The sequence below is a fragment of the Kitasatospora sp. NBC_01287 genome, from assembly GCF_026340565.1.
GTDB lineage: Bacteria > Actinomycetota > Actinomycetes > Streptomycetales > Streptomycetaceae > Kitasatospora.
Genome location: NZ_JAPEPB010000001.1, coordinates 4,721,685 through 4,744,983, shown reverse-complemented (window position 1 = coordinate 4,744,983; position 23,299 = coordinate 4,721,685). Strand labels below are relative to the sequence as shown.

Annotated in this window: 24 protein-coding genes; 7 read left to right on the top strand and 17 right to left on the bottom strand. The window is 72.4% G+C overall.

What is annotated here, in order from left to right; genetic code table 11:
* Positions 1-42: 42 nt before the first annotated feature.
* The 5 genes from OG455_RS20340 to OG455_RS20320 form a co-directional block, all read right to left on the bottom strand.
* Positions 43-642, bottom strand: coding sequence for a hypothetical protein (locus tag OG455_RS20340; protein ID WP_266295743.1), 600 nt, complete (start codon positions 640-642; stop codon positions 43-45).
* Positions 643-836: 194 nt separating this feature from the next.
* Positions 837-1,901 carry a PstS family phosphate ABC transporter substrate-binding protein gene (locus OG455_RS20335; RefSeq protein ID WP_266295741.1) on the bottom strand — a complete coding sequence of 355 codons (1,065 nt, stop codon included), beginning with the start codon at positions 1,899-1,901 and terminating at the stop codon, positions 837-839.
* Positions 1,902-2,218: 317 nt separating this feature from the next.
* On the bottom strand, positions 2,219-2,629 hold the full coding sequence (locus OG455_RS20330) for a hypothetical protein (protein ID WP_266295739.1): 411 nt from the start codon (positions 2,627-2,629) through the stop codon (positions 2,219-2,221).
* Positions 2,622-3,134: a DUF1508 domain-containing protein gene (locus OG455_RS20325; protein ID WP_266300889.1), complete on the bottom strand. Its 513-nt coding sequence runs from the start codon at positions 3,132-3,134 to the stop codon at positions 2,622-2,624. The genes OG455_RS20330 and OG455_RS20325 overlap by 8 nt, the downstream gene beginning before the upstream one ends.
* A gap of 314 nt (positions 3,135-3,448) precedes the next feature.
* Positions 3,449-3,931, bottom strand: a complete 483-nt coding sequence (locus tag OG455_RS20320; RefSeq protein ID WP_266295737.1) for a DUF3224 domain-containing protein — start codon at positions 3,929-3,931, stop codon at positions 3,449-3,451.
* Positions 3,932-4,024: 93 nt separating this feature from the next.
* Between OG455_RS20320 and OG455_RS20315 the strand changes: the two genes are divergently transcribed.
* Positions 4,025-4,996, top strand: coding sequence for a YafY family protein (locus OG455_RS20315; RefSeq protein ID WP_266295735.1), 972 nt, complete (start codon positions 4,025-4,027; stop codon positions 4,994-4,996).
* Here the strand turns inward: OG455_RS20315 and OG455_RS20310 are convergent.
* The gene (locus OG455_RS20310; RefSeq protein ID WP_266295733.1) at positions 4,984-5,457 is read right to left on the bottom strand and encodes an ATP-binding protein; all 474 of its coding nucleotides are present in this window, start codon (positions 5,455-5,457) and stop codon (positions 4,984-4,986) included. The genes OG455_RS20315 and OG455_RS20310 overlap by 13 nt on opposite strands.
* 155 nt (positions 5,458-5,612) lie before the next feature.
* On the opposite strand from OG455_RS20310, the gene OG455_RS20305 reads away from it, so the two are divergent.
* Both OG455_RS20305 and OG455_RS20300 read left to right on the top strand, forming a co-directional pair.
* Entirely contained in the window at positions 5,613-6,452 is an 840-nt protein-coding gene (locus OG455_RS20305; protein WP_266295731.1) for a helix-turn-helix transcriptional regulator, read from the top strand.
* Positions 6,449-6,646 (top strand): DUF397 domain-containing protein, encoded by a 198-nt coding sequence (locus tag OG455_RS20300; protein ID WP_266295729.1) that lies wholly within the window; start codon positions 6,449-6,451, stop codon positions 6,644-6,646. Before OG455_RS20305 ends, OG455_RS20300 begins: the two co-directional genes overlap by 4 nt.
* A gap of 17 nt (positions 6,647-6,663) precedes the next feature.
* Here OG455_RS20300 and OG455_RS20295 read toward each other — a convergent pair whose 3' ends face one another.
* The 6 genes from OG455_RS20295 to OG455_RS20270 all read right to left on the bottom strand — a co-directional run bounded on the left by OG455_RS20295 (position 6,664) and on the right by OG455_RS20270 (position 12,086).
* A complete protein-coding gene (locus OG455_RS20295) occupies positions 6,664-7,383 on the bottom strand; it encodes a YafY family protein (RefSeq protein WP_266295727.1) in 720 nt (239 codons plus the stop codon).
* 68 nt (positions 7,384-7,451) lie between these two features.
* On the bottom strand, positions 7,452-8,396 hold the full coding sequence (locus OG455_RS20290) for an alpha/beta hydrolase (RefSeq protein ID WP_266295725.1): 945 nt from the start codon (positions 8,394-8,396) through the stop codon (positions 7,452-7,454).
* Positions 8,397-8,469: 73 nt separating this feature from the next.
* Positions 8,470-8,895 (bottom strand): DUF6542 domain-containing protein, encoded by a 426-nt coding sequence (locus tag OG455_RS20285; protein ID WP_266295723.1) that lies wholly within the window; start codon positions 8,893-8,895, stop codon positions 8,470-8,472.
* 178 nt (positions 8,896-9,073) lie between these two features.
* Positions 9,074-9,661, bottom strand: coding sequence for an RloB family protein (locus tag OG455_RS20280; protein ID WP_266295721.1), 588 nt, complete (start codon positions 9,659-9,661; stop codon positions 9,074-9,076).
* Positions 9,654-10,967, bottom strand: coding sequence for an ATP/GTP-binding protein (locus OG455_RS20275; RefSeq protein ID WP_266295719.1), 1,314 nt, complete (start codon positions 10,965-10,967; stop codon positions 9,654-9,656). The genes OG455_RS20280 and OG455_RS20275 overlap by 8 nt, the downstream gene beginning before the upstream one ends.
* 198 nt (positions 10,968-11,165) lie before the next feature.
* Positions 11,166-12,086: an MBL fold metallo-hydrolase gene (locus OG455_RS20270; RefSeq protein WP_266295717.1), complete on the bottom strand. Its 921-nt coding sequence runs from the start codon at positions 12,084-12,086 to the stop codon at positions 11,166-11,168.
* A 146-nt stretch (positions 12,087-12,232) separates the two neighbouring features.
* On the opposite strand from OG455_RS20270, the gene OG455_RS20265 reads away from it, so the two are divergent.
* The 3 genes from OG455_RS20265 (at position 12,233) to OG455_RS20255 (ending at position 14,855) form a co-directional block, all read left to right on the top strand.
* Positions 12,233-13,156 carry an AraC family transcriptional regulator gene (locus tag OG455_RS20265; RefSeq protein WP_266295715.1) on the top strand — a complete coding sequence of 308 codons (924 nt, stop codon included), beginning with the start codon at positions 12,233-12,235 and terminating at the stop codon, positions 13,154-13,156.
* Positions 13,157-13,278: 122 nt separating this feature from the next.
* Positions 13,279-13,701 carry a GntR family transcriptional regulator gene (locus tag OG455_RS20260; protein ID WP_266295713.1) on the top strand — a complete coding sequence of 141 codons (423 nt, stop codon included), beginning with the start codon at positions 13,279-13,281 and terminating at the stop codon, positions 13,699-13,701.
* Positions 13,698-14,855, top strand: coding sequence for a DUF1648 domain-containing protein (locus tag OG455_RS20255; protein WP_266295711.1), 1,158 nt, complete (start codon positions 13,698-13,700; stop codon positions 14,853-14,855). Before OG455_RS20260 ends, OG455_RS20255 begins: the two co-directional genes overlap by 4 nt.
* Before the next feature lie 55 nt (positions 14,856-14,910).
* On the opposite strand, the gene OG455_RS20250 is transcribed toward OG455_RS20255, so the two are convergent.
* Entirely contained in the window at positions 14,911-15,393 is a 483-nt protein-coding gene (locus OG455_RS20250) for a MarR family winged helix-turn-helix transcriptional regulator (protein WP_266295709.1), read from the bottom strand.
* 92 nt (positions 15,394-15,485) lie between these two features.
* Here OG455_RS20250 and OG455_RS20245 point away from each other — a divergent pair, with 92 nt between their 5' ends.
* Complete coding sequence (locus OG455_RS20245; RefSeq protein ID WP_266295707.1) at positions 15,486-16,049, top strand: carboxymuconolactone decarboxylase family protein; 564 nt, start codon at positions 15,486-15,488, stop codon at positions 16,047-16,049.
* Between the two features lie 96 nt (positions 16,050-16,145).
* Here the strand turns inward: OG455_RS20245 and OG455_RS20240 are convergent, their stop codons facing one another.
* The 4 genes from OG455_RS20240 to cydB all read right to left on the bottom strand — a co-directional run bounded on the left by OG455_RS20240 (position 16,146) and on the right by cydB (position 23,288).
* A complete protein-coding gene (locus OG455_RS20240; protein ID WP_266295705.1) occupies positions 16,146-17,942 on the bottom strand; it encodes a GAF domain-containing sensor histidine kinase in 1,797 nt (598 codons plus the stop codon).
* Positions 17,943-18,065: 123 nt separating this feature from the next.
* Positions 18,066-18,470: a hypothetical protein gene (locus OG455_RS20235; RefSeq protein ID WP_266295703.1), complete on the bottom strand. Its 405-nt coding sequence runs from the start codon at positions 18,468-18,470 to the stop codon at positions 18,066-18,068.
* 152 nt (positions 18,471-18,622) lie between these two features.
* Positions 18,623-22,249 (bottom strand): thiol reductant ABC exporter subunit CydD, encoded by a 3,627-nt coding sequence (gene cydD / locus OG455_RS20230; RefSeq protein ID WP_266295701.1) that lies wholly within the window; start codon positions 22,247-22,249, stop codon positions 18,623-18,625.
* 4 nt (positions 22,250-22,253) lie between these two features.
* Positions 22,254-23,288, bottom strand: coding sequence for a cytochrome d ubiquinol oxidase subunit II (cydB, locus tag OG455_RS20225; protein WP_266295699.1), 1,035 nt, complete (start codon positions 23,286-23,288; stop codon positions 22,254-22,256).
* Between the last annotated feature and the right edge of the window lie 11 nt (positions 23,289-23,299).

The following is a 23,299-nucleotide window of genomic DNA, read 5'->3' as shown; positions in this document are numbered from 1 at the left end:
AGGCCCCAACCGGGCCCCGATTGCCGGGGTTCGGCGGATTCGTCAGCTGCCGGGCGTGAAGGTCAGGTTGGCGGTGCCCGCGTGCTGGCCGGCCGTGAAGAAGGTGGTGCCGAGCTGGGTGTCCGCGTACTGCGCGCCGGCCGGGTCGATCTCCAGGTCGTCGGAGGTCAGGGTCTGGGTGCCGGCGGAGGTGGTCACCGAGGTGTTGCCGACCGGGTCGAGCAGCAGCACCGGCGCGCTCTGGCCCAGCGGAACGCCGGTGACGGCCCAGTTGTCGGCGCTGAAGGCGAGCTTGTTGAAGACCGCGACCTTGCCGGTCTTGATGTTGACCAGCAGCAGCCCGCCACCCAGCGAGACGTTGCCGTAGAAGCCGGGGAGGTTCACCGTGCCGCCGGTCACCGGGAACGTCGCGGAGAAGCCCGTGCCGCTGGTGAAGCCCGGGGTGGCGTTCGGCAGCGCGATCGCGATGATGCCGCTGGCCGCCGCGTCCTTCAGGAAGGTGCTGTCCTCCTGGACCACCAGGCTGCCGGTGGGCGCGGTGGTGGCGGTCGCGGCGAGGGCGGTGTCACTCAGGCCGGTGACGGCCAGGGCCGCGGCGGCGGCGACGGCGGTGACGGCGAGGCGGGCGCTGATGCGGGACATGATGATCTCCTTCGTGCACGGCATTGGGCTCGGAACCGGCCGACGGCCAGGGGTGAGGACCCCTGGCCGTCGGGTTGCGCGGGTCGTGCGGGTGCTGCGGTCGTACGGGTGCTGCGGGTGGCGCTGGTCGTTCGGGTGGTGCGGGTGCTACGAGTGGTGCGGGTGGTGCGGGTGGTGCGGGTGCTGCTGGTGGATCAGATGTGGGTCACGCCGCCGCACTGGCCGACCTTCAGGGCCTGGAAGCCGTAGCTGGCGATGTCGTTCTTGGCGGTGGTGTTGGTGCAGACCCAGCCGGCGGTGCCGAAGATCGCCTTCAGCGCCGGGTTGGCGCCGGTGCCGGTCCACTCGGCGTCACGGAACACGTTGTAGACCACGCGGCCGTAGTTGGTGGCGGTGTAGGTCGGGTCCAGCACGTGGGCCGAGGTGACCGGGAAGAGGCCGTCGGTGCTGCGGATGGTCAGGTTGCCGGGCGCGTCGGTCGTGGTGGTGTGACCGCCGTAGACCTGGCCGATGTAGTGCGCGGCGGAGTAGGGGACCAGCGCGTTGGCGTCGGTGGCGAACACCGCGTCGGTGCCCTCGTTCTCCTCCGGGGTGTAGCTCTCCACGCAGGCGCCGGGGGTGATCGAGGTGGTGCCGCCGCCGACCGCCTTCAGGAAGAAGGAGCGGGTGCCGGAGCTGACCTGCGGCAGGTAGGCGTCGATGGTGGCGTTGGCGCCGGTGTAGCCGGGGATGTCGGTGATCTGGTTCCAGTTGGTGATGCTGCAGGTGTAGATGCCCGCCAGGTCGGCCGTGGTCAGGTTGGCCGGGGCGTTGCCGGTGGAGAGGGCCGCCCAGGAGACGCCGTCCTTGGCGAAGGCCACGAAGTCGTCCGTGGTCAGGTCGCCGGTCTGCGGGCCGCGCGAGGAGCGGGCGAAGTTCACCGTGGTGCTGGTGTTGGCGTTCAGCGCGGTGATGCCGGCGCCGGAGCCGTTCGGGCGGGTGATCGAGGTGGCCCCGGTCTTGGTGGTGATGCTGCCGGCCGGGGTGGCGTCCCAGCTGTACAGGCGCGGCGAGGTGGTGTCGCCCTTGCCGGTCAGGTAGGCGTTGTAGTCGGTCGAGAACTGGTTCGACACAGCCTGCGTGGTGTCCGAACCGACGCCCACGATGTCCTGGGCGGCCGGGGTGACGGACGGGTCGGCCGAGGCCTGGCCGGCCGCGACGGTGGCCAGCGAGGTGGCGATCGCGAGGGACGCGAACAGCTTGGCAGCAGTGTGACGCATGGTGCTTTCCTCCGGTGGGAGAGGCAGGCATGACGTGTCCGGGTCCGGGGTCGAACCCGGGTGCCAGGGACCGCAGTTCCTTCGGCCCGTCCGGCGGGACCGATCCTGTCCAGTCGGCGGCGGCGCTGGAAGCTCCCTCGGCACCTGGTCGAGTACCGGTGAACTTCTGGGTTTTGTCGACAAGGACGTTTAACCGCAGGCCCGGCCAGCTGGTTCGTGAGCCCTCGCACCGCCCCGGGGCGGGCACGCGCTGCCTGACGTTCTTCTCGCGGTGGCGACTGGGGTCGCAACCGGCCACCTCCAGGTCATCCGCCGGCTCACCACGGCCAGCGGCCTTCACTCCCGGCGGTGCGCAACTCCCGCTCCAGCACGTTGAGTCCGCCGCGGAAGCCGGCCACGCCCTGGCGGCACTGGTCACGCCGAAGGTAGCCGCGCGCGCTGCGGGCCACCGGCTCCCCGGCGGCCGGGTCCGGGCGGGTGGTGCGCGGGGGGAGGTAGGCCGACCAGCACCAGGCGCGGGCCTGGTCCTGGACGAAGGTGTACCGCAGCGAGGCCCGCTCGATGAGCAACTCGCGCAGTGCGGCGACGAGTTCGGGCTCGGAGCGGTAGAGCCTTGCGGAGACGGCGAGTTGGCGTCCGTTGCCGGCGGCGAGCGACCAGCCGACCAGGCGGCCCGAGCCCTGGACCGCGAGGAGGCGCGGGCCGCGTGCGGCGGGGCGTTCAGGCATCGCCGCCGGGTCTCATGCGCGCGAGGGGCTCGGGCCGGTGCGCGGGATCGTGCACGGGTTCGTGCACGGGCCCGGCCTCAGCCCGCGGCACTGGCCGTGGTTCGGGTCCGGGGGAGCGCTCCCGCGCCGGGCCCGGCGGCTCGCCCGCCTGCCGTTCGAGCAGCGCCACGAAGCGCCGGAACGCGTTCTGACAGGTGGCGTACCGCTCGTACGCCCGGTTGGAGCGCGCCTCGGGGACCCCCCGAGAGCCCGGCACCACCCAGATCCAGCCGATCCCGTCTCTCACGTGCGTGATACGGGCCGTTAACCCGGCCGCGTCCACCCGCAGTGCCGCGAACGAGCGGTCCGCCTCCTGGGGGGAGTCGTACACCGGCGACGAGACGGCGACGATCCGCCCGTTCGGCGCCTTCAACTGCCACTGGTAACGTCCGTTCGCCGCACGCTCGATCTGAAACCCGCCCCTGACCGACTCCGTGCCGGACCGGTCACCGCCACCTTGGCCCACCAGGCCCACCCGCCCCTGTCCCCGGCGCCGCGCGGCCCCGAGGGAAGCCGGGGACACGTGGGCGTCGCGTAGAGATCCCGTGCTCGGCACCCAACCGGCCCAACCGTATGTGTGCAGAGCTGGACACAGATAGGGGCGATCACCGATCGGGCGTTCTATTGGCCGGGAAGTTCTCTCCCGTTAACGTTCAACTAAATCCACAACTGGCTTGCCAGCCAGGCGAGCTGAGTTGTCCGCGGACAGCTACGGGGGCGGGGGCGGGACGGGGGGCGGGACGGGGGGCGGCACGAGGGGCGGGGCGCCGGGTGCCTCGATCAGGGGCGGTCCAGGCCCTCGTAGGTGAAGGTGTAGTCGACGGACGACTCCCCGTGGCGCGAGGTGAAGTCGCCGCTGCCGCGCAGGCCCGCGAGCGCGCCGGTGCCCGAGCCGGGCACCACCTCGAAGACGCACCGCACGCCGCCGTCCTCGTGGAAGCTGCCGCGCTGCTCGACCACGAAGGCGCCCGCGCGACCGTCGAGTGTGCCGGTGATCAGTTCGAACCCGTTGAAGAGACCGGTCTTCTCGGTCGCGTACACCATCGTGTACTGGCAGGTGGTGCCGGTCGCGGTGAGGCCGCCGGTGAAGTCGTTGGTGACGGCGGCGCGGGCCAGCCGCGGCGCGGTGAGCGGGTCGGTGGGGGCGAGCGGGAGTTCCTCCCAGCCGGCGAAGGTGAAGGTGCCGATGGTGGTCACGGCGGTGGTCGCGGTCACGGCGGTGGCGGTGGTCGCGGTGGTGGTGGTAGTGGTGTTGGTGTCCATGCGCTTGTCCTCATCCGTCTCGGTTCGGTGTCCTCCCAGCCTGGGCGGCATACCTGACACCTCCTGTCAGGTAGCCGCGCCACAATGGCCGCCATGCGCGCCGACCGGCTCCTCTCGCTGCTCCTGCTGCTGCAGAACCGCGGCCCCCTGACCGCACCCGTGCTCGCCGCCGAGCTGGAGGTCTCCGTCCGCACCGTCTACCGGGACGTCGAGGCGCTCGGCGCGGCCGGCGTCCCGGTGCTGGCCGAGCGCGGCCCGGCCGGCGGCTACCGGCTGGTGGAGGGCTACCGCACCAGGCTCACCGGGCTCACCGACGCCGAGGCGGGCTCGCTCTTCCTGGCCGGCGCCCCCGGCCCCGCCCGCGACCTCGGCCTGGGCGCCACCCTGGCCGCCGCGCAGCTCAAGGTGCAGGCGGCGCTGCCGGGTCCGCTGGCCGACCGGGCACGCCGGGTGCAGGAGCGCTTCCACCTGGACGCGCCCGCCTGGTTCCGGGAGGCCGATCCGGTGCCCTGGCTCGGCGAGATCGCCCGGGCGGTCTGGGAACAGCGGGTGCTGCGCTGCGACTACCGGCGCTGGCGCGGCGAGGTGCGGCGCGAGCTGCGGGCGCTGGGCCTCGTGCTCAAGAGCGGGATCTGGTACCTGGTCGCGGCCCCGGGGGACGGCGGCGCCCCGCGCACGTACCGGGTCTCGCGCTTCCTCACCGTCGAGCTGACCGAGGAGGTCTTCGAGCGACCGGCGGGCTTCGACCTGCCCGCCTACTGGACCGAGTCGAACGAAAGGCTGACCGCGATGTTCTACCAGGGCAGCGCCGAGCTGCGGATCTCCCCGGACGCGGCCCAGCTGCTGCCGGCCCGGTTCGGAGCGGCGGGCGCCCGCGCCCTGGAGAGCGCCGGAGCACCGGAGGCGGACGGCTGGCTCCGGGTGGACCTCCCGATCGAGACCCTGGCGGTGGCGGTGGGCGACCTGCTGCGCCTGGGCGCGGCCGCCGAGGTACTCGGCCCGCCGGAGCTGCGGGCGGCCGTCGCCCGTGAGGCGGCGCTGGCCGCGGCGCACTACGCGTCATAGGCGGCGAGACTGTCCGGCCCTACCTCGCACCAGGCGATCTTCCCGATCGGACCGTTCGGCCGATCGGTGCAACCCCACTGCTTGGCCAGCGTGTTGACCAGCAGCAGGCCACGCCCGTGCTCGTCCTCCGGTGCGGGCACGGCGAGTTCGGGCCTGCTGCCGCCCGCGTCGTGCACCTCGATCCGCAACCGCTCACCGTTCGCGTGCAGGTCCACGAAGATCAGCCTCCCCGGCGCCCGGGAGTGGGTGACCGCGTTGGTCGCCAGCTCCGAGAGCAGCAACTCCCCCGTCTCCACGAACCGGTGACCGCCCTCGACGCTCGCCAGCAGCCCGCGCAGCAGCCGCCGGGCGAGCGCCGGGGTCCGACTGCCCCGGGGCAGCCAGCAGTTCTCGGCGGCTTCGAGGAGGAGGGGGGAGTGCGGAGAGTGCGGGGAGTGCGGGGAGTACGGCGTTTCGGACATCGGAAGCCTCCGGGAGAAAGGGCACGGGAATGCCCGGACGGCTGGCTGCGCCGGGCGGAAGGCGGTTTGCCGTTCCGGTATTAAGCATCGGGCAGCGTGGGTAGTGTGACGAGTGATCAGGGCTCCACAGCAGGTTTCGTGACCGGGGGTGCACCGTGGCTCGACGGAAGACGGATCAGGATGCGCTCACGCGTTCGCTCGTCCTGTTCGGAGTGGAGTTGAAGTTCCACCGGGAAAGGCAGGGCCTGTCGCAGCAGGATTTGGCAACCAAGGTCCATTGCGCGCGTTCACTGATCGGAATGATCGAGACCGGTCAACGTGCGCCCGCTGATGACGAGTTCCCGCGTAGATGCGATGAAGTCCTGAACACCGGCGGCTCTTTGGGCCGAATGTGGACGAGCATCCTGGACGAGGAGGCGAAAGCCGCCAAGACGCTCGACACCTATACCGAGATCGAACAGGCAGCCACCGCGATAAGGCACTTCCAGCTGCAGTGGCTTCCCGGACTCCTGCAGACGGAGGAATACGCCCGGACGCTCTTCGAACTGGACATCCCCGGCCAGCCCGATGCCATCGAGGATCGCCTGAGCGTTCGAATGTCCAGGCAGAATCGACTGAGCGGCGAGGACTCACTCATGTACACAGCACTGATCGACGAATCGGCGCTGCGACGCACCATTGGGAGCCCCGCCCTCATGCGACGGCAACTCGAACATCTGCTGACTGCAGGAGAACGGCCGAACGTGGTGATCCAGGCGCTGCCGTTCTCCGCTGCCGGGGCGTACCCGTTCGATGCATCAGTGATCTTCTTCGACCTCCCGGAGGAGCCACTCATTGCCTACATCGAGGCCCTGAACTACGGTCAAGTCGTAAGCGTCGCAAGAGATGTAGCAGTCCGAGCGCGACGTTTCGAAATGCTACGATCACACGCACTGTCCGTTCGTGAGACCCGCGCTCTGATCCGAAGCATCATCGAAGAGGAGGCCGAGAAATGATCCCTTCCGCATCCCTGTGGCGCAAGAGCTCCTACAGCAACCCCGAGGACGCCTGCGTCGAAGTGGTGGACCGCCTCCCCACCGTCCCCGTCCGTGACTCCAAGGACCCCGCCGGCCCCGCCCTCGACTTCCCCGCCCCCGCGTGGTCCGCGTTCGTCGCCGCCCTCCGCACCGGCGAGTTGCCCGGCTGCTGACCGGAGCGCCCGGTTCCTCAGGGCGCGGTGGCGAGGGGCGCGAGCGCGGTGGGCCGCGCCGCGTCGGCGGCGGACGAGCCGGCCAGCAGGGCGGCCAGGTCGTGGGGCGGTGCCTGCTCGGCGGTCGGGGTGGCCGCGGTGATCCGGTCCAGCCGGAAGCCGCGACCGGCCCGCCGGGTGCGGCACCAGGCGATGAGGTACCACTTGCCGTCGGCGGTGAGCAGTCCGGCCGGCTCCACCACGCGCTCGCTCTCCCGCCCCGCCGCGTCGGCGTAGGAGAGACGCAGCACCGTGCCGTCGGTGAGCGCCCGCTCCACCGCGGCCCGCACCGGCTGCGCGGTCCGGGCCGGCAGCGTGACGATCCGCGCGGCGAGCTCCTGGGCCGCCACCGTGGCGGGACCGGTCATCGAGGCCGCGATCTTCTGGGCCGCCGTGCGGGCCGCGCCCGCGTAGGGGGCCGAGGCATCGGCCGCGGCGAGTGCGGCGACCAGCGCCGAGGCCTCGTCGGCGGTGAAGCGGACCGGGGGGAGGGTCATCGCCGGGTCGATCGACCAACCCCCGCCCCGCCCGGTCGTGGCACGCACCGGGACACCGGTCTCCATCAGCGCCTGGAGATCGCGCTGCACCGTGCGCGCGCTCACCTCGAAACGCGCGGCGAGCGCCGCCACCGTCACCGGCCGCGGCGCCGCCGCGCGCAACTCCTCGACCAGGGCGTAGAGCCGGGCTGTACGGTTCATGGGGCCGACGCTACCCTCACGTCCTCACGCCCCTCACACCCTCACGCCCCTCACGCCCCTCACGCCCCTCACGCGCCGGCCAGGAAGTCCACCTGCCGCCGCAGCTCCCGCTCGGTGATGGTCGAGGGGAAGAGCGTGAAGCCGTGCATCGCGCCTGCCACGACGCCGAGTTGCACGGGCGCCCCCGCCACCTGCCACCGCTGGGCCAGGAAGAGCGAGTCGTCCAGCAGCGGGTCCTCGGTGCCCACGACGATCCGGGCGGGCGGCAGGTCGGCCAGATCGGCGAAGAGCGGCGAGACCTCCGGGTCGCGGCGCTGCTCCGGCCCCGTCCCCGGTGTGAGGAGCTCATAACTGCCCCGCAGTGATTCGGTGTTGCTCAGCAGCTGCCTGGAGCCGAAGGAGCGCTGACTCGGCGTCATCGACAGGTCGTACGGGCCGAAGAGCAGGTGTGCCGCCCGGAAAGCGCCGGTGATCCCGTGCCGGTCGCGAAGGCGCAGCAGGGTCAGGACGCTCAGGTGGGCGCCGGCCGATTCGCCGCCGATCAGCAACCGCCGGGTGCCGAACTCGGCCTCGGCGTGGTCCACCAGCCACCGGGCGGCCGCTTCGCAGTCGTCCGGCCCGGCGGGGAAAGGGTGCTCCGGCGCCAGGCGGTACTCCACGCTCAGCACGGCCAGCCGAGTCCGGGTGGCGAGCTGCCACAGCCTCTCGTCCTGCCCGTCCGCCGAGCCGAACGCCCAGCCGCCGCCGTGGATGTGCAGGTACACGCCGTCGACCTGGTCCGGCACGAACACCCGGACCTTCACCCCGCCCGCGACGACGCGGTCCTGGCCCTGCGGCAGCCGCACCGGCGGGGCGTCGCCACCGAGCCGGTTGCGCCGCAGCAGCGCCATGGTGGCCGCGTCCAGCGCTCGCCCCCGAGCCGGTCGGCCGGCGGCAGCGGTCTCGAAGCGCTCATTGAAGGCCAGGGTCTCGGCGAGGCAGTCCTCGTCCGTGATCGTCATCGTCATCGTCATGCGTCGACATTCGCAGCCGTCCGCGACAACGTCCTGTCACCCTTTTCCGGTGACCCGCGTCACATTTCCCCGCTCAGCTCAGCGACATGCCACGCCCGGCACCGCGCCCGGCGCCGCGCCCGGCGGCCACCCGCACCAAGGTCACCAGCAGCGCCGCCCCGATCGAGAGGAGGATCACCGGGAACGCCTCGGTGCCCCACCGCACCGCGCCGGCGGCCAGGGCGCTGCCCCGGTACTCGTCCCCGTGGCGGAGCAGTTCGGCCGCCGCTATGAGCAGCGGCACCAGCACCGGCGGCGCGAGGGCCACCCAGAGCCGGCCCGCCGGGGTGCAGACCCAGGCGGCCAGCAGCGTGCCGAGCACGGCGCCGATCGCGAAGGCGCGGCCGATGCCGCTGCCGGTGGTCTCGTCGACCGCGGCGCCCACCACGGGCAGGCCGACGGCGAGCGGGGCGGCGAACGCGTGCCAGCGGCGGCTGGCTGATCCGGCGTCGGTCGGCACAGGGGATCCCGTCCTGTCGGGGCACCGCTCTGGTCGCGGCGCCGGGTTGCGCCGTGGAGGAGGCGGCAGGCGAAGAAGCAGCGACGCTACCAGTGGCCGGCGCTCCCGACGAGGCCGGCGACGGCCTCGCCAGGCCGTGCCGTGCCGTACGCAGCACCGATCCGCGTGATCGGCATATTCAGGCGAGCATCTCGCTCACAATTTCATGCATCCGCGTCGACGGGTTCCTGTCGGCGAGACCCTCGCATTCGTCCCATCTCTTCCGGGCCCGCTCGACGGCATCGGCAACTCCGCCCTTGAATGGGCTGAAGTCCAGATCGGATTTGTCGTACCCGGGAACGTGCTTCGCCAGGAGCCGCTCCACGCTCTTGTACGAGGAAAGGTGCGAATCATGGCTGCGGAAGTGCAGGAGAAGCCAGTACTCGAAACACGGATCGGACACTGCCAACCCGATACCGGCCTGACGCGCCTCCTGGCGGGCGGCGGTCAGATCGAAATCATCGACATCCGTCACGACCCAACAGGCATCGAAGTCGTCGACGTTCGCCTTCCAATACTTCCGGGCGGCCCGGACCACGGAGAGCGGATCACCCGGCTCCGCCACGACCTTGATGGAGACCGTCATGTTCTTGGTTTCGCTCTTCAGTTCCTGGAGGTACTGCTTCTCCGTCTTCTTCGAGGCACAGAAGACGAGCAGCCGGCTCCTGAAGACCCGGCGGCAGACTTCCTTGCGACTCCTCGGGATCCGTCTGCGGAAATCACTCATCAGCCTGGCTCGCAGTGGACCGGGAGGCGTCGGCAAGAGCGGATCCGGCAATCTTCGGGATCGCGCCGATCGAACCACCGAGATACCGACGCTCCCAGTTCAGGCCCTGGGGGGGCTTGAAGTCGGTCAGCGGGAAAATTTCCGAGGCGCCGTCGGCCCCCTTCTCCGTGAACCAGATCTCGTCCCGCCTGAGAATTTCCTCCCCAGCACGCCTGCCGAGCAGCGACACGTCATGGCTGGTGAAAATGAGCTGAGCCGCGTTCGGATTCGACTCGGGCCCTTGGAAGAGCCGCACGAGTTGGCCCACCAGGAGCGGATGAAGGCTTGTGTCCAGCTCGTCGACCACCAGGGTATGGCCCTGATCGAGCGCATCGAGCACGAATCCGATGAGTCCGAACCAGGTCCGGGTCCCCTTCGACTCGTCTCCGAAGGAGAACTCCGCGTCACGTTCCCCGGAGTGCTCGAACACGGTGGTCTGCTGCTTCTGCGGGCGAAGCTGGCGCACCGCGGCATCAGCTGCCACCTGAAAATCCACCAGTTCAGCCGCCGGCTGCGATTCAACTGACAATTTGATCAACGCGTCCGCGTACTCCGGGCCGAGCACGGGCACGTGCGAGATGGTCCGCACGTTCGAGATCCCCAGGTCCGCAGCGCGAATCATCCGCCTTACTCGGTCGGATGCCTCGGCCGAGTCGAGCATGCCGGCGGTGTGCTGGCGGCGCACCCGCTCGTTGCTCAACTCGTCATTGATGAACCAGAGCTTCTTGTGGAACCAGTCGAAGACGTCCTGGAGCACTTCGATCTTCGCCCGCGCGGCGTAGCTGACGAACAGCCCGTTACCGGGCGTGATGTCCTGGAGCAGTTCCAGCCGCGGTGACTTCACGCGCGCCCCGAGGGTGTACTGATCCAGGCGCCGGTCGAAGACGACCTCCTCGACATCGCCCTCGTACCTGTGCAGCCATTCATCGGTGACCACTGATCCGTCGATGCCGAATCCATAGGAGTAATGCGTCCCGGAGGCGATGAAGTCGACCGCGAACGATGTCGGACGGCTCCGCGACTCCTCATCCAGGAGGAACGGGACCCGAGGTGTCCCCGGAGAGTGCAGCCACTCCCGGTTCTGCTCCGTGATCGCGTCGTGCATGAACTTCAACGCATTCAGGACATTCGACTTCCCGGAGGCGTTGGAGCCGTAGATGGCGGCTACCCGAAGCGCCCGCTCTTCTTTCCGGTAGACGCAGCGAAGATCCAGGTCCTGCTCATCCCGGAGAGAACGAAAATTGGCGATCCTGAAGCTCAACAGCATCGTGGCCCTCCTCCAGACGCGACCCGCAAGGCTTGTGAACAAGTGAATTGTCCAGGGCATACCTGGTTGTACGGTACGCGGCCCAACGTTCCGCGGGCTAGTGGGCGAGGTGCCGCGCCGTCGGCCTCCCCCGGATGGGGCCGGCTGACGCCATGCCGAGCCCCTCGCCCCTCGGCCCCGCCCTTCGGTCCCGCCCCCTCAGTGCTCCGCGCCCGCCCACCGGGTGATCGCGAAGCCGTCCCCCGCCCGGCGCACTTCGGACACCCCCGTGCCCCCGAAGTGCGCCGGGACGACCAGTTCCCGCTGCTCCGCGGCCCGGCCGAGCACCCGCAGGCGGGTGGCGGCGGCCAGCGCCGGATCCTCGCAGAAGCAGCTGTTGCAGCTGGGCTCCAGGATCTGCGCGGGGCTGTGCAGCAGATCGCCGACGAAGACCGCGCGGTCGGTGCCGGAGGCCAGTCGCAGCACCGAGGAGCCGGGGGTGTGGCCGGGCGCCGCCTCCAGCGTCAGGCTGCCGTCGATCCGGTGGCTGCCCTCCCAGAGCTCCAGCTGCCCCGCCCGGTGGACGGGGGCGATGGTTTCGGCGAAGAGCTGCGCGTCACCCTCGCGGCGGTCGCGCTCGGCCTCGTCGCGCGGGGCGGGGCGGCCCGCCTGCCCGGGGTCTGCGGCCGCGAAGTCGGCGGCGGCCAGCAGGTAGCGGGCGTTGGGGAAGGTGGGCTGCCAACTCCCTTCCCGCCACTCGGTGTTCCAGCCCACGTGGTCGGGGTGCAGGTGCGTGTTGACCACCACGTCGACGTCCTCGGGACGCACCCCGATGGCCGCCAGCTGGTCCAGGAAGTCGGTGTCCCAGCCGCCGAACTGCGGCATGGTCGGGCGGTGCCGGCCGTTCCCGACGCCGGTGTCGACCAGGATCGTGCGTCCCTCGCTGCGCAGCACCCAGGTCTGCACGGAGCCCACCATCGCGCCGCTCTCCGGCTCCCAGAAGTCGGGAGCGAGCCAGTCCCGGTTCTGCTGCCAGAACTCCGCCGCGATGCCGGGCAGCAGCATCGCCACCGGGACGAACGGCCCCCGCCGCTCAAGCACCCGGTTGATCTCGACCTTGCCCAGGGTGAGGTGTGCCATCGTTCCCCGTCCTTCACTCGTACCGTTCGGTGGCCCGAGCCTAAGGAGCCACCGATGAGCGCCTCAATGCGTGATCGGCTCAACTGGATACGCGAGAAGCTCACTTGGCTTCACTCCGATGACGCGCCCGGGCTACCTTGGGGCCCGTGGACGTACTCAGCGACGCGATCTCGGCCGTGCGGGTCGGACGGCCCTCCTCCACCCGGCTGCGGGTGGCGGGGACGTGGTGCGCCCGGGTGGCCGCCTACGACGGCGCCGGCTTCCTCGTGGCCCTGCGCGGCAGTTGCTGGCTGCTGCCGGACGGCGGCGGCCCGCCGCTGACGCTGGGCCCGGGCGACGTGGTGCTGCTGCCGCACGGCACCGGCTACGTGCTGGCCAGCGGACCGATGGAGCCCCAGGCCGTCGAGCGGGCCGTCATCTTCGAGGAGTGGGAGGCCCGCCGCACCGCGCCGCCACCGGCGAACGCCCCGGCACTGGCCGAGCTGCTCTGCGGCAAGTACCTGCTGGACGGCCGCCACCGACACCCGCTGATGGCCGAGCTGCCGGACGTGATCCACCTGCCGAACCGGGTCGGCGACCATGTCGAACTGCGGTCCGCGATCGAGCTGTTGGGGCGGGAGGTGACCCAGGACGCACCGGGCGCCGGGGTGGTGCTGCCGGGGCTGCTCGACCTGCTGCTGGTCTACCTGGTGCGGGCCTGGATGGCGCAGGAGCCGGCCGCCACCGACTGGTCGGCCGCGCTGGCCGACCCCGCGGTCGCGGCGGCACTGCGCGCCCTGCACGAGGCGCCCGAGCGCCCCTGGAGCAACGAGCTGCTGGCGGCCAGGGCCGGGGTCTCCCGGGCCACCCTGGGCCGCCGCTTCACCATGCTGGTCGGCCGGACCCCGATGGCCTACCTCGCCTGGTGGCGGATGACCAGGGCCGCCACGCTGCTGCGCGACACCGAGGCGCCGATCGACACCATCGCCCGCCAGGTCGGCTACGGCTCGCCGTACGCGCTCTCGCACGCGTTCAACCGCGCCTTCGGCACCACCCCCGGCCGCTACCGGGCCGCCCGCTCGGGCGGCTGAGCAGGCGGGGGCTCATGCGGCTCAAGGGGCTCACGGGGCTCAAGCGGATGCCAAGGCGCCTTGCGCTGCCTGTCGGTCTGTTCTATAAGTAATAGAGCAGACCGACAGGAATGGAAGCCATCATGCTCCTCACCCTTGACCTGAACAGCGAGGTCCCGATCTACCAGCAGCTCCGGGACCGCGTCGTGGAGGCCATCGCCGTGGGCGAGCTGGCCACGGGCAGCGCCCTGCCCTCGACCCGGGAGCTCGCGGCCGACCTGGGAATCAACTTCCACACCGTCAACAAGGCCTACGACCTGCTGCGGCAGGAGGGCCTGCTGATCCTGAACCGCAAGAGCGGCGCGGTGATCCAGCGCGACCCGGCCTCCGGCCCCCCGCCCACCGTCTTCACCGAGCAGTGGCGGGCGCGGTTGCGCACCCTGCTCGCGGAGGCGGCGGCGCAGGGCCTGGACGGCCCGGCGGTGCTGGCCGACTGCGCCGCCACCCTCGACGGCTTCGGCCTGCCGTCCGCACTACCCGCCCCGGAGTTGGGAGACCCGGCATGAGCACCACCGTCATACTTCTTTTCCAGGCCGCCGTACCACTACTGCTCCTGCTCGGAGCCTGGCTGATGCCCGCCCTCACCGCACCCACCCTGCCGTTCGGCGTGCGGGTGCCCGCCGAACGGGTCGAGGAGCCGGTGATCGCCGCCCAGCGCGGCACCTACCGGCGCTGGGTCGCGCTCGCCGGCGGGGCGGTGCTCCTCGCCGGGACGGCCTGGGGGCTGAGCAGCGGCAGTCTCCTCACCCCGGCCGTGACGACCTGCGCGGTGCTGGCCGTGGACATCGCGGGCTACCTGCGCGCGCACCGGGCGATCAGCGCGGTCAAGCAGCGCGAGGCGTGGTTCCGGGGGCTGCGCCAGGGCGTGGTCGCGGACACCTCGCTGCGCACCGACCCGGCCCGGCTGCCGTGGGCCTGGACGCTGCCGCCGGTGCTGCTGACGGCCGGGACGCTGGTGGCGGGCATCCTGCGCTACCCGTCGATGCCCGATCGACTTCCCACCCACTACAACGGCGCCGGGCGGGTCGACCACTTCGCGGCCAAGTCGGTGGGCAGCGCCTTCGCTCCGGTCCTCGCCCAGCTCGCGCTCACCGTACTGCTGATCCTGCTCTGCCTGCTGGTCTTCCGGGCCCGGCCCGACCTGGAGCCGGCCCGGGCCAAGGTGACGGCCGATCAGCACCGCCGCTTCCTGACCAGGATGGCGCGCTGCCTGCTGCTGTTGACCGCGTGCGCCGACCTGAGCATCGCGGTGGCGGCCTGGCAGATCTGGCGCGGTGACCACGAGATCGCGGTGCTGCCGGTGCTGCTGCCGCTCGTACTGGCCCTGGGCACGCTGCTGGTGGTGGCGATCCGCAGCGGGCAGAACGGCAGCCGGATCCCGGTCAGCACGGACGGTACGGTCGGCACGGTCGGCACGGACGACGCGCAGGAGCAACAGCGGCCGGCCGGCGCACGCGTGGAGGACCAGTTGGAGCACCAGGACGACGACCGGCACTGGCGCCTGGGCGGCCTGGTCTACCTCAACCGCGAGGACTCCGCGCTCTTCGTCCCCAAGCGGTTCGGCTTCGGCTGGACACTCAACATGGGCAGCCCGTACTCGGTGCTCTTCCTCGCGGCACTGCTCGTCCTGGCGGTCGGCCTGCCGCTGCTGACCGGCTGACCAGCCGGCTGACCAGCCGGCAGGCCGGACGGGCGGCGCGGCCCCGACCGGCGCCCTACTGCCCCAGCCACCCGGCCACGTCCAGCCGGAAGTACTCCGCCGGCACCATGGTCCGCAGGTCCCGTTCCAGTTCGCGCACCCGCCCCTCGCCCAGCCGCGACGCCCAGTCGGCGCGCAGCCGCTCGAAGACGGCGGCCGAGCGGGCCAGCAGGTCCAGGCCGTGCGGGGTGAGCCGGACCAGCTTGCGCCGGGCGTCGGCCGGATCATCGGCCCGCGCCACGTAACCGAGCGCCTCCAGCCGGTCGATCGTCTTGCCGGCCGCCTGCTTGGAGACGCCCAGCCGCCGCCCCACCTCGCTCGCGCTCGCGCCCTGCGGCCCCACGGCCTGCAGGGCGAAGCCGTGCGCCGGGCGGGCGCCCGGGTGGCCCTGCACGGCGAGTTCGGCGTGCAGCTGGTCGATGATCGAGCGGAAACCCGCGAAGAGCAGCAGTGGCAGCTCGAACCCGTAGCTCTCCCGCTCCGAAGCGCACTCACTCACGACGGACTCCCCTTGCGTAGATCGACAACTTGGTTTACGTTTTTAGTCAACCACGTTGTCCATTGCACGTCGAACGAGGAGACCGATCCGTTATGTCCCGACAGTACTTCCCCACCCACACCGTCGAGTCCGCCCCGGCCGGGTCCCGCTCCGCCATGGAGTCCACCCAGCGCCACCTCGGCCACCTGCCCGAGGCCGTCGGGCGGATGGCCGAATCACCCGAGGCGCTCACCGGATTCCTGGAGATGAGCGCCAAGTTCGAGCGCAGCACGATGGACCCGGTGGCCCGCGAGGTGGTGGTGCTCACCATCGCCACCCGCAACGTCTGTCACCTCTGCGTGGCCATGCACACCGCCAAGCTGACCAAGCTGAAGGCCGACCCCGCCGTGATCAGCGCCCTGCGCGACGGCACCGAGCTCCCCGACCCCCGGCTGGCCGCCGTCCGCCGCTTCACCCTCGAACTGCTCGCCACCGCCGGCTCACCCTCCACCGAGTCCCTGGACGACTTCCTGAGCCACGGGTTCACCACCCGCAACGCCCTGGAGGTGGTGCTCGGCATCGGGACCTACACCCTCTCCACCTTCGCCAACCGCCTCACCGAGGCCCCGGTGGACGAGCGCATGGCCGCCTTCGCCTGGGAGCCGGCGACGGTCTGATCCCCCGCACCGGCAAGGCCGGGCAAGCGCCCGGCCGCGCTGCCGCGCACCGCCGCACCGCCACAGCACCGCCACCGCACCGCCGCACCGGCCGCCTCACAGCCGCGCCGACCAGCGGACCCGGGTGCCGCGGCGACCCGGGCCCGGTTCGTGCCAGGCGTCGCCACCGAGGTTCTCGGCGCGGCGGCGCAGATTGGCCAGCCCGCTGCGTCGACCGCCCGCGGGGATGCCGACCCCGTCGTCGGTGACGGTGAGCAGCACCCCCGGACGACCCGGGCGGTCGGGCGACTCGGGATCACCGGAGAGCGGGTGGCCGCCGCCGTCCAGGTGGACGGTGGCGTCGACCTCGACGCCGACCCGGGAGGCGCGCGCGTGGCGTGCCGTGTTGGAGAGCATCTCGCGCAATGCGGCCAGGAGTTGACGGGCCGTGGCGTCGCCGACCAGGTACTCCACCGGACCTGCGAAGGTGACCGAGGGGCGGAACCCGAGCGCGGCGGCCGCCTGGCTTCCCTCGCGCAGCACCCGGGTGCGCAGGGTGTCCGGCTCCTCGCCGTGGTCGTCGTGCTGGAGCGCGTAGATGGTGGTGCGGACCTCCTGGATGGTGGCGTCCAACTCGTCCACCGCGTGGCCGATCCGCTCGGTGACCTCGGGGACGGCCGCCCGGCGCGCGGCGCTCTCCAGCATCATCCCGGTGGCGAAGAGCCGCTGGATGACCAGGTCGTGCAGGTCGCGGGCGATCCGGTCGCGGTCCTGGAAGACGGCCAGCCGCTGCTGGTCCCGCTGCCCCTCGGCCAGCCGCAGGGCGAGCGCGGCCTGCGAGGCGAAGGTGGCCGCGAGCTCCTTGGTGGCCTGGCTGAACGGACGTCCGCCCCGGGCCCGCCAGACCACCAGGCCGCCGAGCACCTGGCCGGCGGCGACCATCGGCAGCGCCATCGAAGGACCGTAGCGGCGGGCCAGTCGCATCACCAGGGCCGGGTCCTTCGACATGTCGTCGATGAAGACGCTCTCACCGTCGCGCAGTCTGGCCGCGTACCCCGTACCCGGCACCAGCTCGCCGATCACGTACTCGGCGTCCCGGCCCGAGGCGTGCGAGACCCGCAGGCCGCCGTCGCCGGTGGGCAACATGATCATCCCGAGCTCGGCGTCGGCCAGTTCGCGCACCTGCTCGGCGGCGACCGAGAGCGCGTCGTGCGCCTTGTCGGTGGAGAGCAGCGTGGTCGTCACGGCGGCCGCCCCCGCGATCCAGCGCTCGCGGCGGCGGCCCTCCTCGTAGAGCCGGGCGTTCTCGATCGCCACCCCGGCGGCGGCCGCCAGCGCGTGCACCACCTGGGCGTCCTCCGGGGTGAAGCCGCCGTCGCCGCGCTTCTCGGTCAGGTAGAGGTTGCCGAAGACCTCCTCGCGGACCCGGATCGGCTCGCCCAGGAAGGAGCCCATCGGCGGATGGTGCGGTGGGACTCCGGCCGAGCGCGGGTCCTGCGTGAGGTCCTCCAGCTGCAGCGGCTCGGGGTGGTCGATCAACACCCCCAGGATCCCGAGCCCGGCGGGCAGGTCACCGATCTCGGCGGCGGTGGCGTCCTCGATGCCGACGTGGATGAAGTCGCTCAGCCCGTGGCCGCCGGGCGAGATCACCCCCAGCGCGGCGTACCGGGCGTCGACCAGCTCCGCGGCACCGGCCGCGATCCGCTCCAGCGTCGCGTGCAGGTCCAGGCCCGCGCCGACCGAGACCACCGCCTCCAGCAGCCGCTGCATCCGGTCGGTGACGGCGGCGGCGGACTGCAGCCGCTCGGAGACCTCGGTCACCAGGGTGTCCAGGCCCAGCGAGGAGATCTCCGGCACCCGGTGGGGAACAGGTCCGGGCTGCGCGGGGTCGCCGGGCGCGGGAGTGGTCGCCATGCCTCGACCATAGGCGCTGCGGCACCGATTCACCGGCAGGGACAGGCCTGTGACCAGCGGCGGAACGGCCTGACGCGGCACGTCGACCGGCCCACCCCACCGCACCGCCATGCCGTCCGCCCCTCACTCATGGACCGAACCGCCGGCATCGCACCCCCGCACCCCCACCGGAACCCCATCAGCCCTCTGCCATGGACCGGTTGGCACCATCGACGATCGGCTGAGCAGGGTGCGGACGCCGCGCCTCGTGGGGCACCGGCCAGGCGAGCCCCACTCCGCTACAGGTGCGTTCAACTGCTCGGCCGCCCAGTCGGCCCAGTCACCGGCGGACTGCGAAGCGCGGATCCCGAACTCCAGGGCCAGCCATTCGCAGACCTGCACCGAATCGCCGATCCACTGGGCCTCCTCGCGCACCCGCTCCAGGACGGCGTTGCGCTCCTGGTTGCGGCGGGCGAACTCCTTGAGGCAGGCGGCGCCGCACTGGCGGCGAATCTGGTCCTCCGGTCGGACACGGTGGTGGTCGGGCACCCCACCCTGCGGCGCCTGGACTGGCTCGGCGTCCGTCTGCCACCTGTTCAAGGTGGGACCGGAGCCGTACATCGACCAGCGTTGGACCGGGTGGACGACCGCCGTGCTCGGGTGGCCGGTCCGCGCCGACGGAATCGGCGCGGACCGGCCGACTACACCCCCACCAGCTGATCCGCTGCCAACTCCCGCTCCCACAAAGCCCGGAGTCGTCCTTGAGGACGCAGCGTCAGCTCACTCCAGTCACCCCGCTCGACCACCCGGCCGCCGTCCAGCACCACGATCTCGTCCACCCCCGCCTCGGCCAAACCGGCCAGGCGGTGGGTGATCAGCAGGGTGGCCCGGCCCTCGGTGGCCGCCAGCAGGTCGGCCGTCAGGGCATCGGCGGTGGGCAGGTCGAGGTGCTCGGCCGGCTCGTCCAGGATCAGCAGCGGGAAGTCGGCCAGCAGCGCGCGGGCGAGCGCCAGCCGCTGGCGCTGGCCGCCCGACAGGCGCGCGCCGTGCTCGCCGACCATGGTGTCCAGGCCCTCGGGCAGGGTGTCCACCCAGTCGAGCAGGCGGACGGCGGCCAGCGCTCCGCGCAGCTCGGCGTCCGGCGCCCCGGGGCGGGCCAGCCGCAGGTTCTCGCGCAGCGAGCTGTCGAAGACGTGCGCGTCCTGGGCGCACAGGCCGATCAGCCCGCGCACCGCGTCGCCGTCCAGCGCCCGGCTGTCCACAGCCTGTGGACAGCCGGCGGCCAGGGTGATCCGGCCCGCGCGCTGGTCGAGCAGCCGGAGCAGCGTGTGCGCCAGCGTGGTCTTGCCGGAGCCGGACGGACCGACCACCGCGACGCGGCGCCCGGCCGCGAGGTCCAGGTCGACGCCGTCCAGTGCGAGGACCTGCTGTCCTGGCCACCCGACCCGCAGTCCGCGCACCGCGAGCGGGAACGGGGAGGCCGGTGCCGCGAGCGGCTCGGCGGGCTCGGCCACCGGGTCCGGGGTGTCCACCATCTCGGTCAGCCGCCCGGCCGCCGCCCGGCTGCGCTCGCGGACCTGGACCGCGCCGGGCAGGCCGGCCACCGCTTCGAAGGCGGCCAGCGGGGTGAGGATCACCAGCGCCAGGCTGAGGCCGTTCAGGCTGCCGGAGCGCACACCCGCCACGCCGAGGGCCGCGCAGGCGGCCACGGTCAGCCCGGTGAGCAGCGCGGTCAGGCCGGCGCCCAGCGCGGTGGTGGCGGCCGAGCGGGCGGCGAGGTCGGTCAGTCGGGCGTCGGCCGCCCGCACCGCGCCGAGCCGCTCGGGCAGCGCGCCGGCCACGGTCAGCTCGGCGGTGCCGGTGCAGGTGTCCACCACGGCCGTGGCGAGTTCGCCGCGGGCCGGCGCCTGCCGGCGCTCGGTGCGACCGGCCAGTCGGGCGGCCAGCACCGGGACCGCCGCGCCCGCGAGCAGCAGGCCCAGGGCCAGGGCGATCCCGGCGCCGGGCAGCAGCAGCGCCAGCCCCGCCGAGGCGGCCAGCGAGACGGTCAGCCCGACGGCGGCGGGCAGCCGCCAGCGCAGGTACCAGTCCTGCACCGCGTCCACGTCCGCGACCAGCCGCGACAGCAGGTCACCGCGCCGGAAGGCGGGCAGCGCGGCGGGCGCCAGCCGCTCCAGCCGCCGGTAGACCGTCACCCGCAGGCTGCCCAGGGTGCGCAGCACCGCGTCGTGCGAGACCAGGCGCTCGCAGTAGCGGAAGAAGCCGCGGCCCACCCCGAAGGCCCGCACCGAGGTGACCGCCATCATCAGGTAGAGCACGGGCGGCTGCTGCGAGGCCTTGGAGATCAGCCACCCCGAGGTCGCCAGCAGCGCCACCGCGCAGCCGAGCGCCAGGCTGCCGAGCAGCACGGCGAGCGCGAACCGGCGCCGGGGCCGGCCGGCCTCGGCGGCCGCGAAGAGCGCGGAGATCCGACGCAGCGGGGTGCCGGAGGAGCCGAGGGGCAGCGCGGGGGTACCGAGTGACAGTGCGGGGGTGTCCGCACCGGGTTCCACCGCGACGGCCTCGCCGGACCCGACGGCCTCGCCGGACCCAGCAGCCGACGCCGCCGGCACCGACATCGCCGCCGGCACCGTTTCACGTGAAACACCGCGGGGAGCACCGGCGACCTGAGGAGTCGTCAGCGCCACCCGCTCGTCCGCCACCGCCAGCAGCGCCGGGCGGTGCGCCACCAGCAGCACCGTGCGCGCCGGGTCGGCCGCCAGCGCCCGCACCGCCTCGACGATCGCCGCCTCGCTCAAGGCGTCCAGGTGGGCGGTCGGCTCGTCCAGCAGGACCAGCGGACGGTCCGTCAGCAGCGCGCGGGCCAGCGCGAGCCGCTGCCGCTGACCGGCCGAGAGACCCGCACCACCCTCGCCGAGCACGGTGTCCAGGCCCTGGGGCAACCGCTGCACGAAGTCCAGCGCGTGCGCGGCCGCCAGCGCGGCCCTGACCGAGGCGTACGAGGCCTGCGGCCGGGCCAGCCGCACGTTCTCGGCCACGGTGCCGGCGAAGAGCTGCGGGTGCTGCGGGACCCAGGCGATCTGAGCGCGCCAGGAGGCCGGGTCCAGCTCCGCCAGGTCGTGGCGGCTCCCGTCGGCGGCGGTGACCGTCACGCCGCCCGCCTCCGGCCGGACGAAGCCGAGCAGCACCGCGAGCAGCGTGCTCTTGCCCGCCCCGCTGGGCCCGGTGAGCGCGGTCGTGCTGCCGGGCGCCAGCCGCAGGGCCGCGCCGGACAGCGCGGGCACCGTGCGCCCGGGGTGGGTGGCGGTCAGCGGACCGACGCTCAACGTGGCGCCCGCGAGCGCGGGCGCGGGGCGGGTGCCGGCGGGCGGCAGCGGGGTCTCCAGGACGGCGAAGACCTCTTCGGCCGCCGCCAGCCCCTCCGCGCTGGAGTGGTAGAGCGCGCCGACCTGGCGCAGCGGGAAGTAGACCTCGGGCGCCAGGATCAGCACCAGCAGGCCGGTCCGCAGGCTCAGCGAGCCGTCCACCAACCGGAATCCGATCGAGACCGCGACCAGGGCGACCGAGATGGTGCTCAGCAGCTCCAGCGCGAAGGAGGAGACGAAGGCGATCCGCAGCGTGCGCAGGGTGGCCCTGCGGTACTCGTCGGTGATCCGCCGCACCGCCTCGGCCTGGGCCTTGGCGCGGTTGAAGACCTTGAGCGTGGGCAGCCCGCCGACCACGTCCAGGAAGTGGTGCGAGAGCCGGGCCAGCGAACGCCACTGCCGGTCCATCCGGTCCCTGGTGGCCCAGCCGATCAGCACCATGAAGAGCGGGATCAGCGGCAGCGTCCCGGCGATGACCGCCGCGCTCTCCCAGTCCGCGCCGGTGATCCTGGCCAGCAGCACCACCGGCACCACCACAGCGAGCGCGAGCTGTGGCAGGTAGCGGGCGAAGTAGTCGTCCAGCGCGTCGATCCCCCGGGTGGCCAGGGTGGTCAGCTCGCCGGTGCGCCGGCCCGCGAGGTAGCCGGGCCCCAGCGCGGTGGCGTGCTCCAGCAGACGCCCGCGCAGCTGCGACTTGACCCGGGCAGCCGAGCGGTGGGCGCTCAGCTCGGTGAGCCAGGCCACCAGCGCCCGACCGAGCGCGGTGGCCGCGAGCAGCAGCAGCGGGGTGGTCAGCTCCCGCAGGCCCTGGCCCTGCTGGAAGCAGCGGACCACGATCTCGGCGATCAGCGTGGCCTGGCCGAGCACCAGCACCGCGCCGAGGCCGCCGAGCAGCACCGAACCGGCCAGGAAGACCCGGGTGGTGCGGGCCTGGGCGAGCAGGCGGGGGTCGATGGGCTTCATCGGTTCAGCGCTCCGCGGCGGGTGCGGCCGGTGCGGCGGGCTCGGCCGCGGGGATGTGCTGGACGCCGATCCGCTTGCGGAACACCCAGTACGTCCAGCCCTGGTAGAGCAGCACGATCGGCGTGAAGACCGCCGCGACCACGGTCATCAGCTTCAGCGTGTAGGGCGAGGAGGCGGCGTTGACGACCGTCAGGCTCCACCGCGGGTCGAGGGTGGAGGGCATCACGTCGGGGAAGAGCGACAGGAAGAGCATCGCGACGGCGGCCACCACGGTCAGCCCGGAGAGGCTGAAGGCCCAGCCCTCGCGGGCCAGTTGGTTCGCGGCCAGCGCGCCGAGCAGCGCGAGGACGGCGACCACCAGGGCGGCCAGGCTCCAGCCGTCGCCGCGGTGCGCCTGGGTCCAGATCAGGAAGGCCAGCGCCAGCACCGCCGTCACCAGGCCGAGCCGCAGCGCCATGGCGCGGGCCCGCTCCCGGATGCCGCCCACCGTCTTGAGCGCGGCGAAGACCGCGCCGTGGAAGGTGAAGAGGACCAGCGTGGTCAGGCCGCCGAGCAGCGCGTAGGGGTTCAGCAGGGCCCAGAAGCCACCGGTGTAGTTCTTCTGCTGGTCGATCGCCACGCCGTGGACGATGTTGGCGAAGGCCACGCCCCAGAGGAAGGCGGGCACCAGCGAGGTCCAGAAGATCGCCTGCTCCCAACGGGCCTGCCAGCGCTCCTCGCTGCGCTTGTGCCGGTACTCGAAGGCCACGCCGCGGATGATCAGGCAGACCAGGATGATCAGCAGCGGCAGGTAGAAGCCGCTGAACAGGGTGGCGTACCAGTCGGGGAAGGCCGCGAAGGTGGCGCCGCCCGCGGTGAGCAGCCAGACCTCGTTGCCGTCCCAGACCGGGCCGATGGTGTTGATCAGGACCCGGCGCTCGGCCCGGTCCCTGGCGAGCAGCTTGGTCAGCACGCCGATGCCGAAGTCGAAGCCCTCCAGGAAGAAGTAGCCGATCCAGAGGACCGCGATCAGGACGAACCAGACGTCGTGGAGTTGCATGTCCCGCTCCC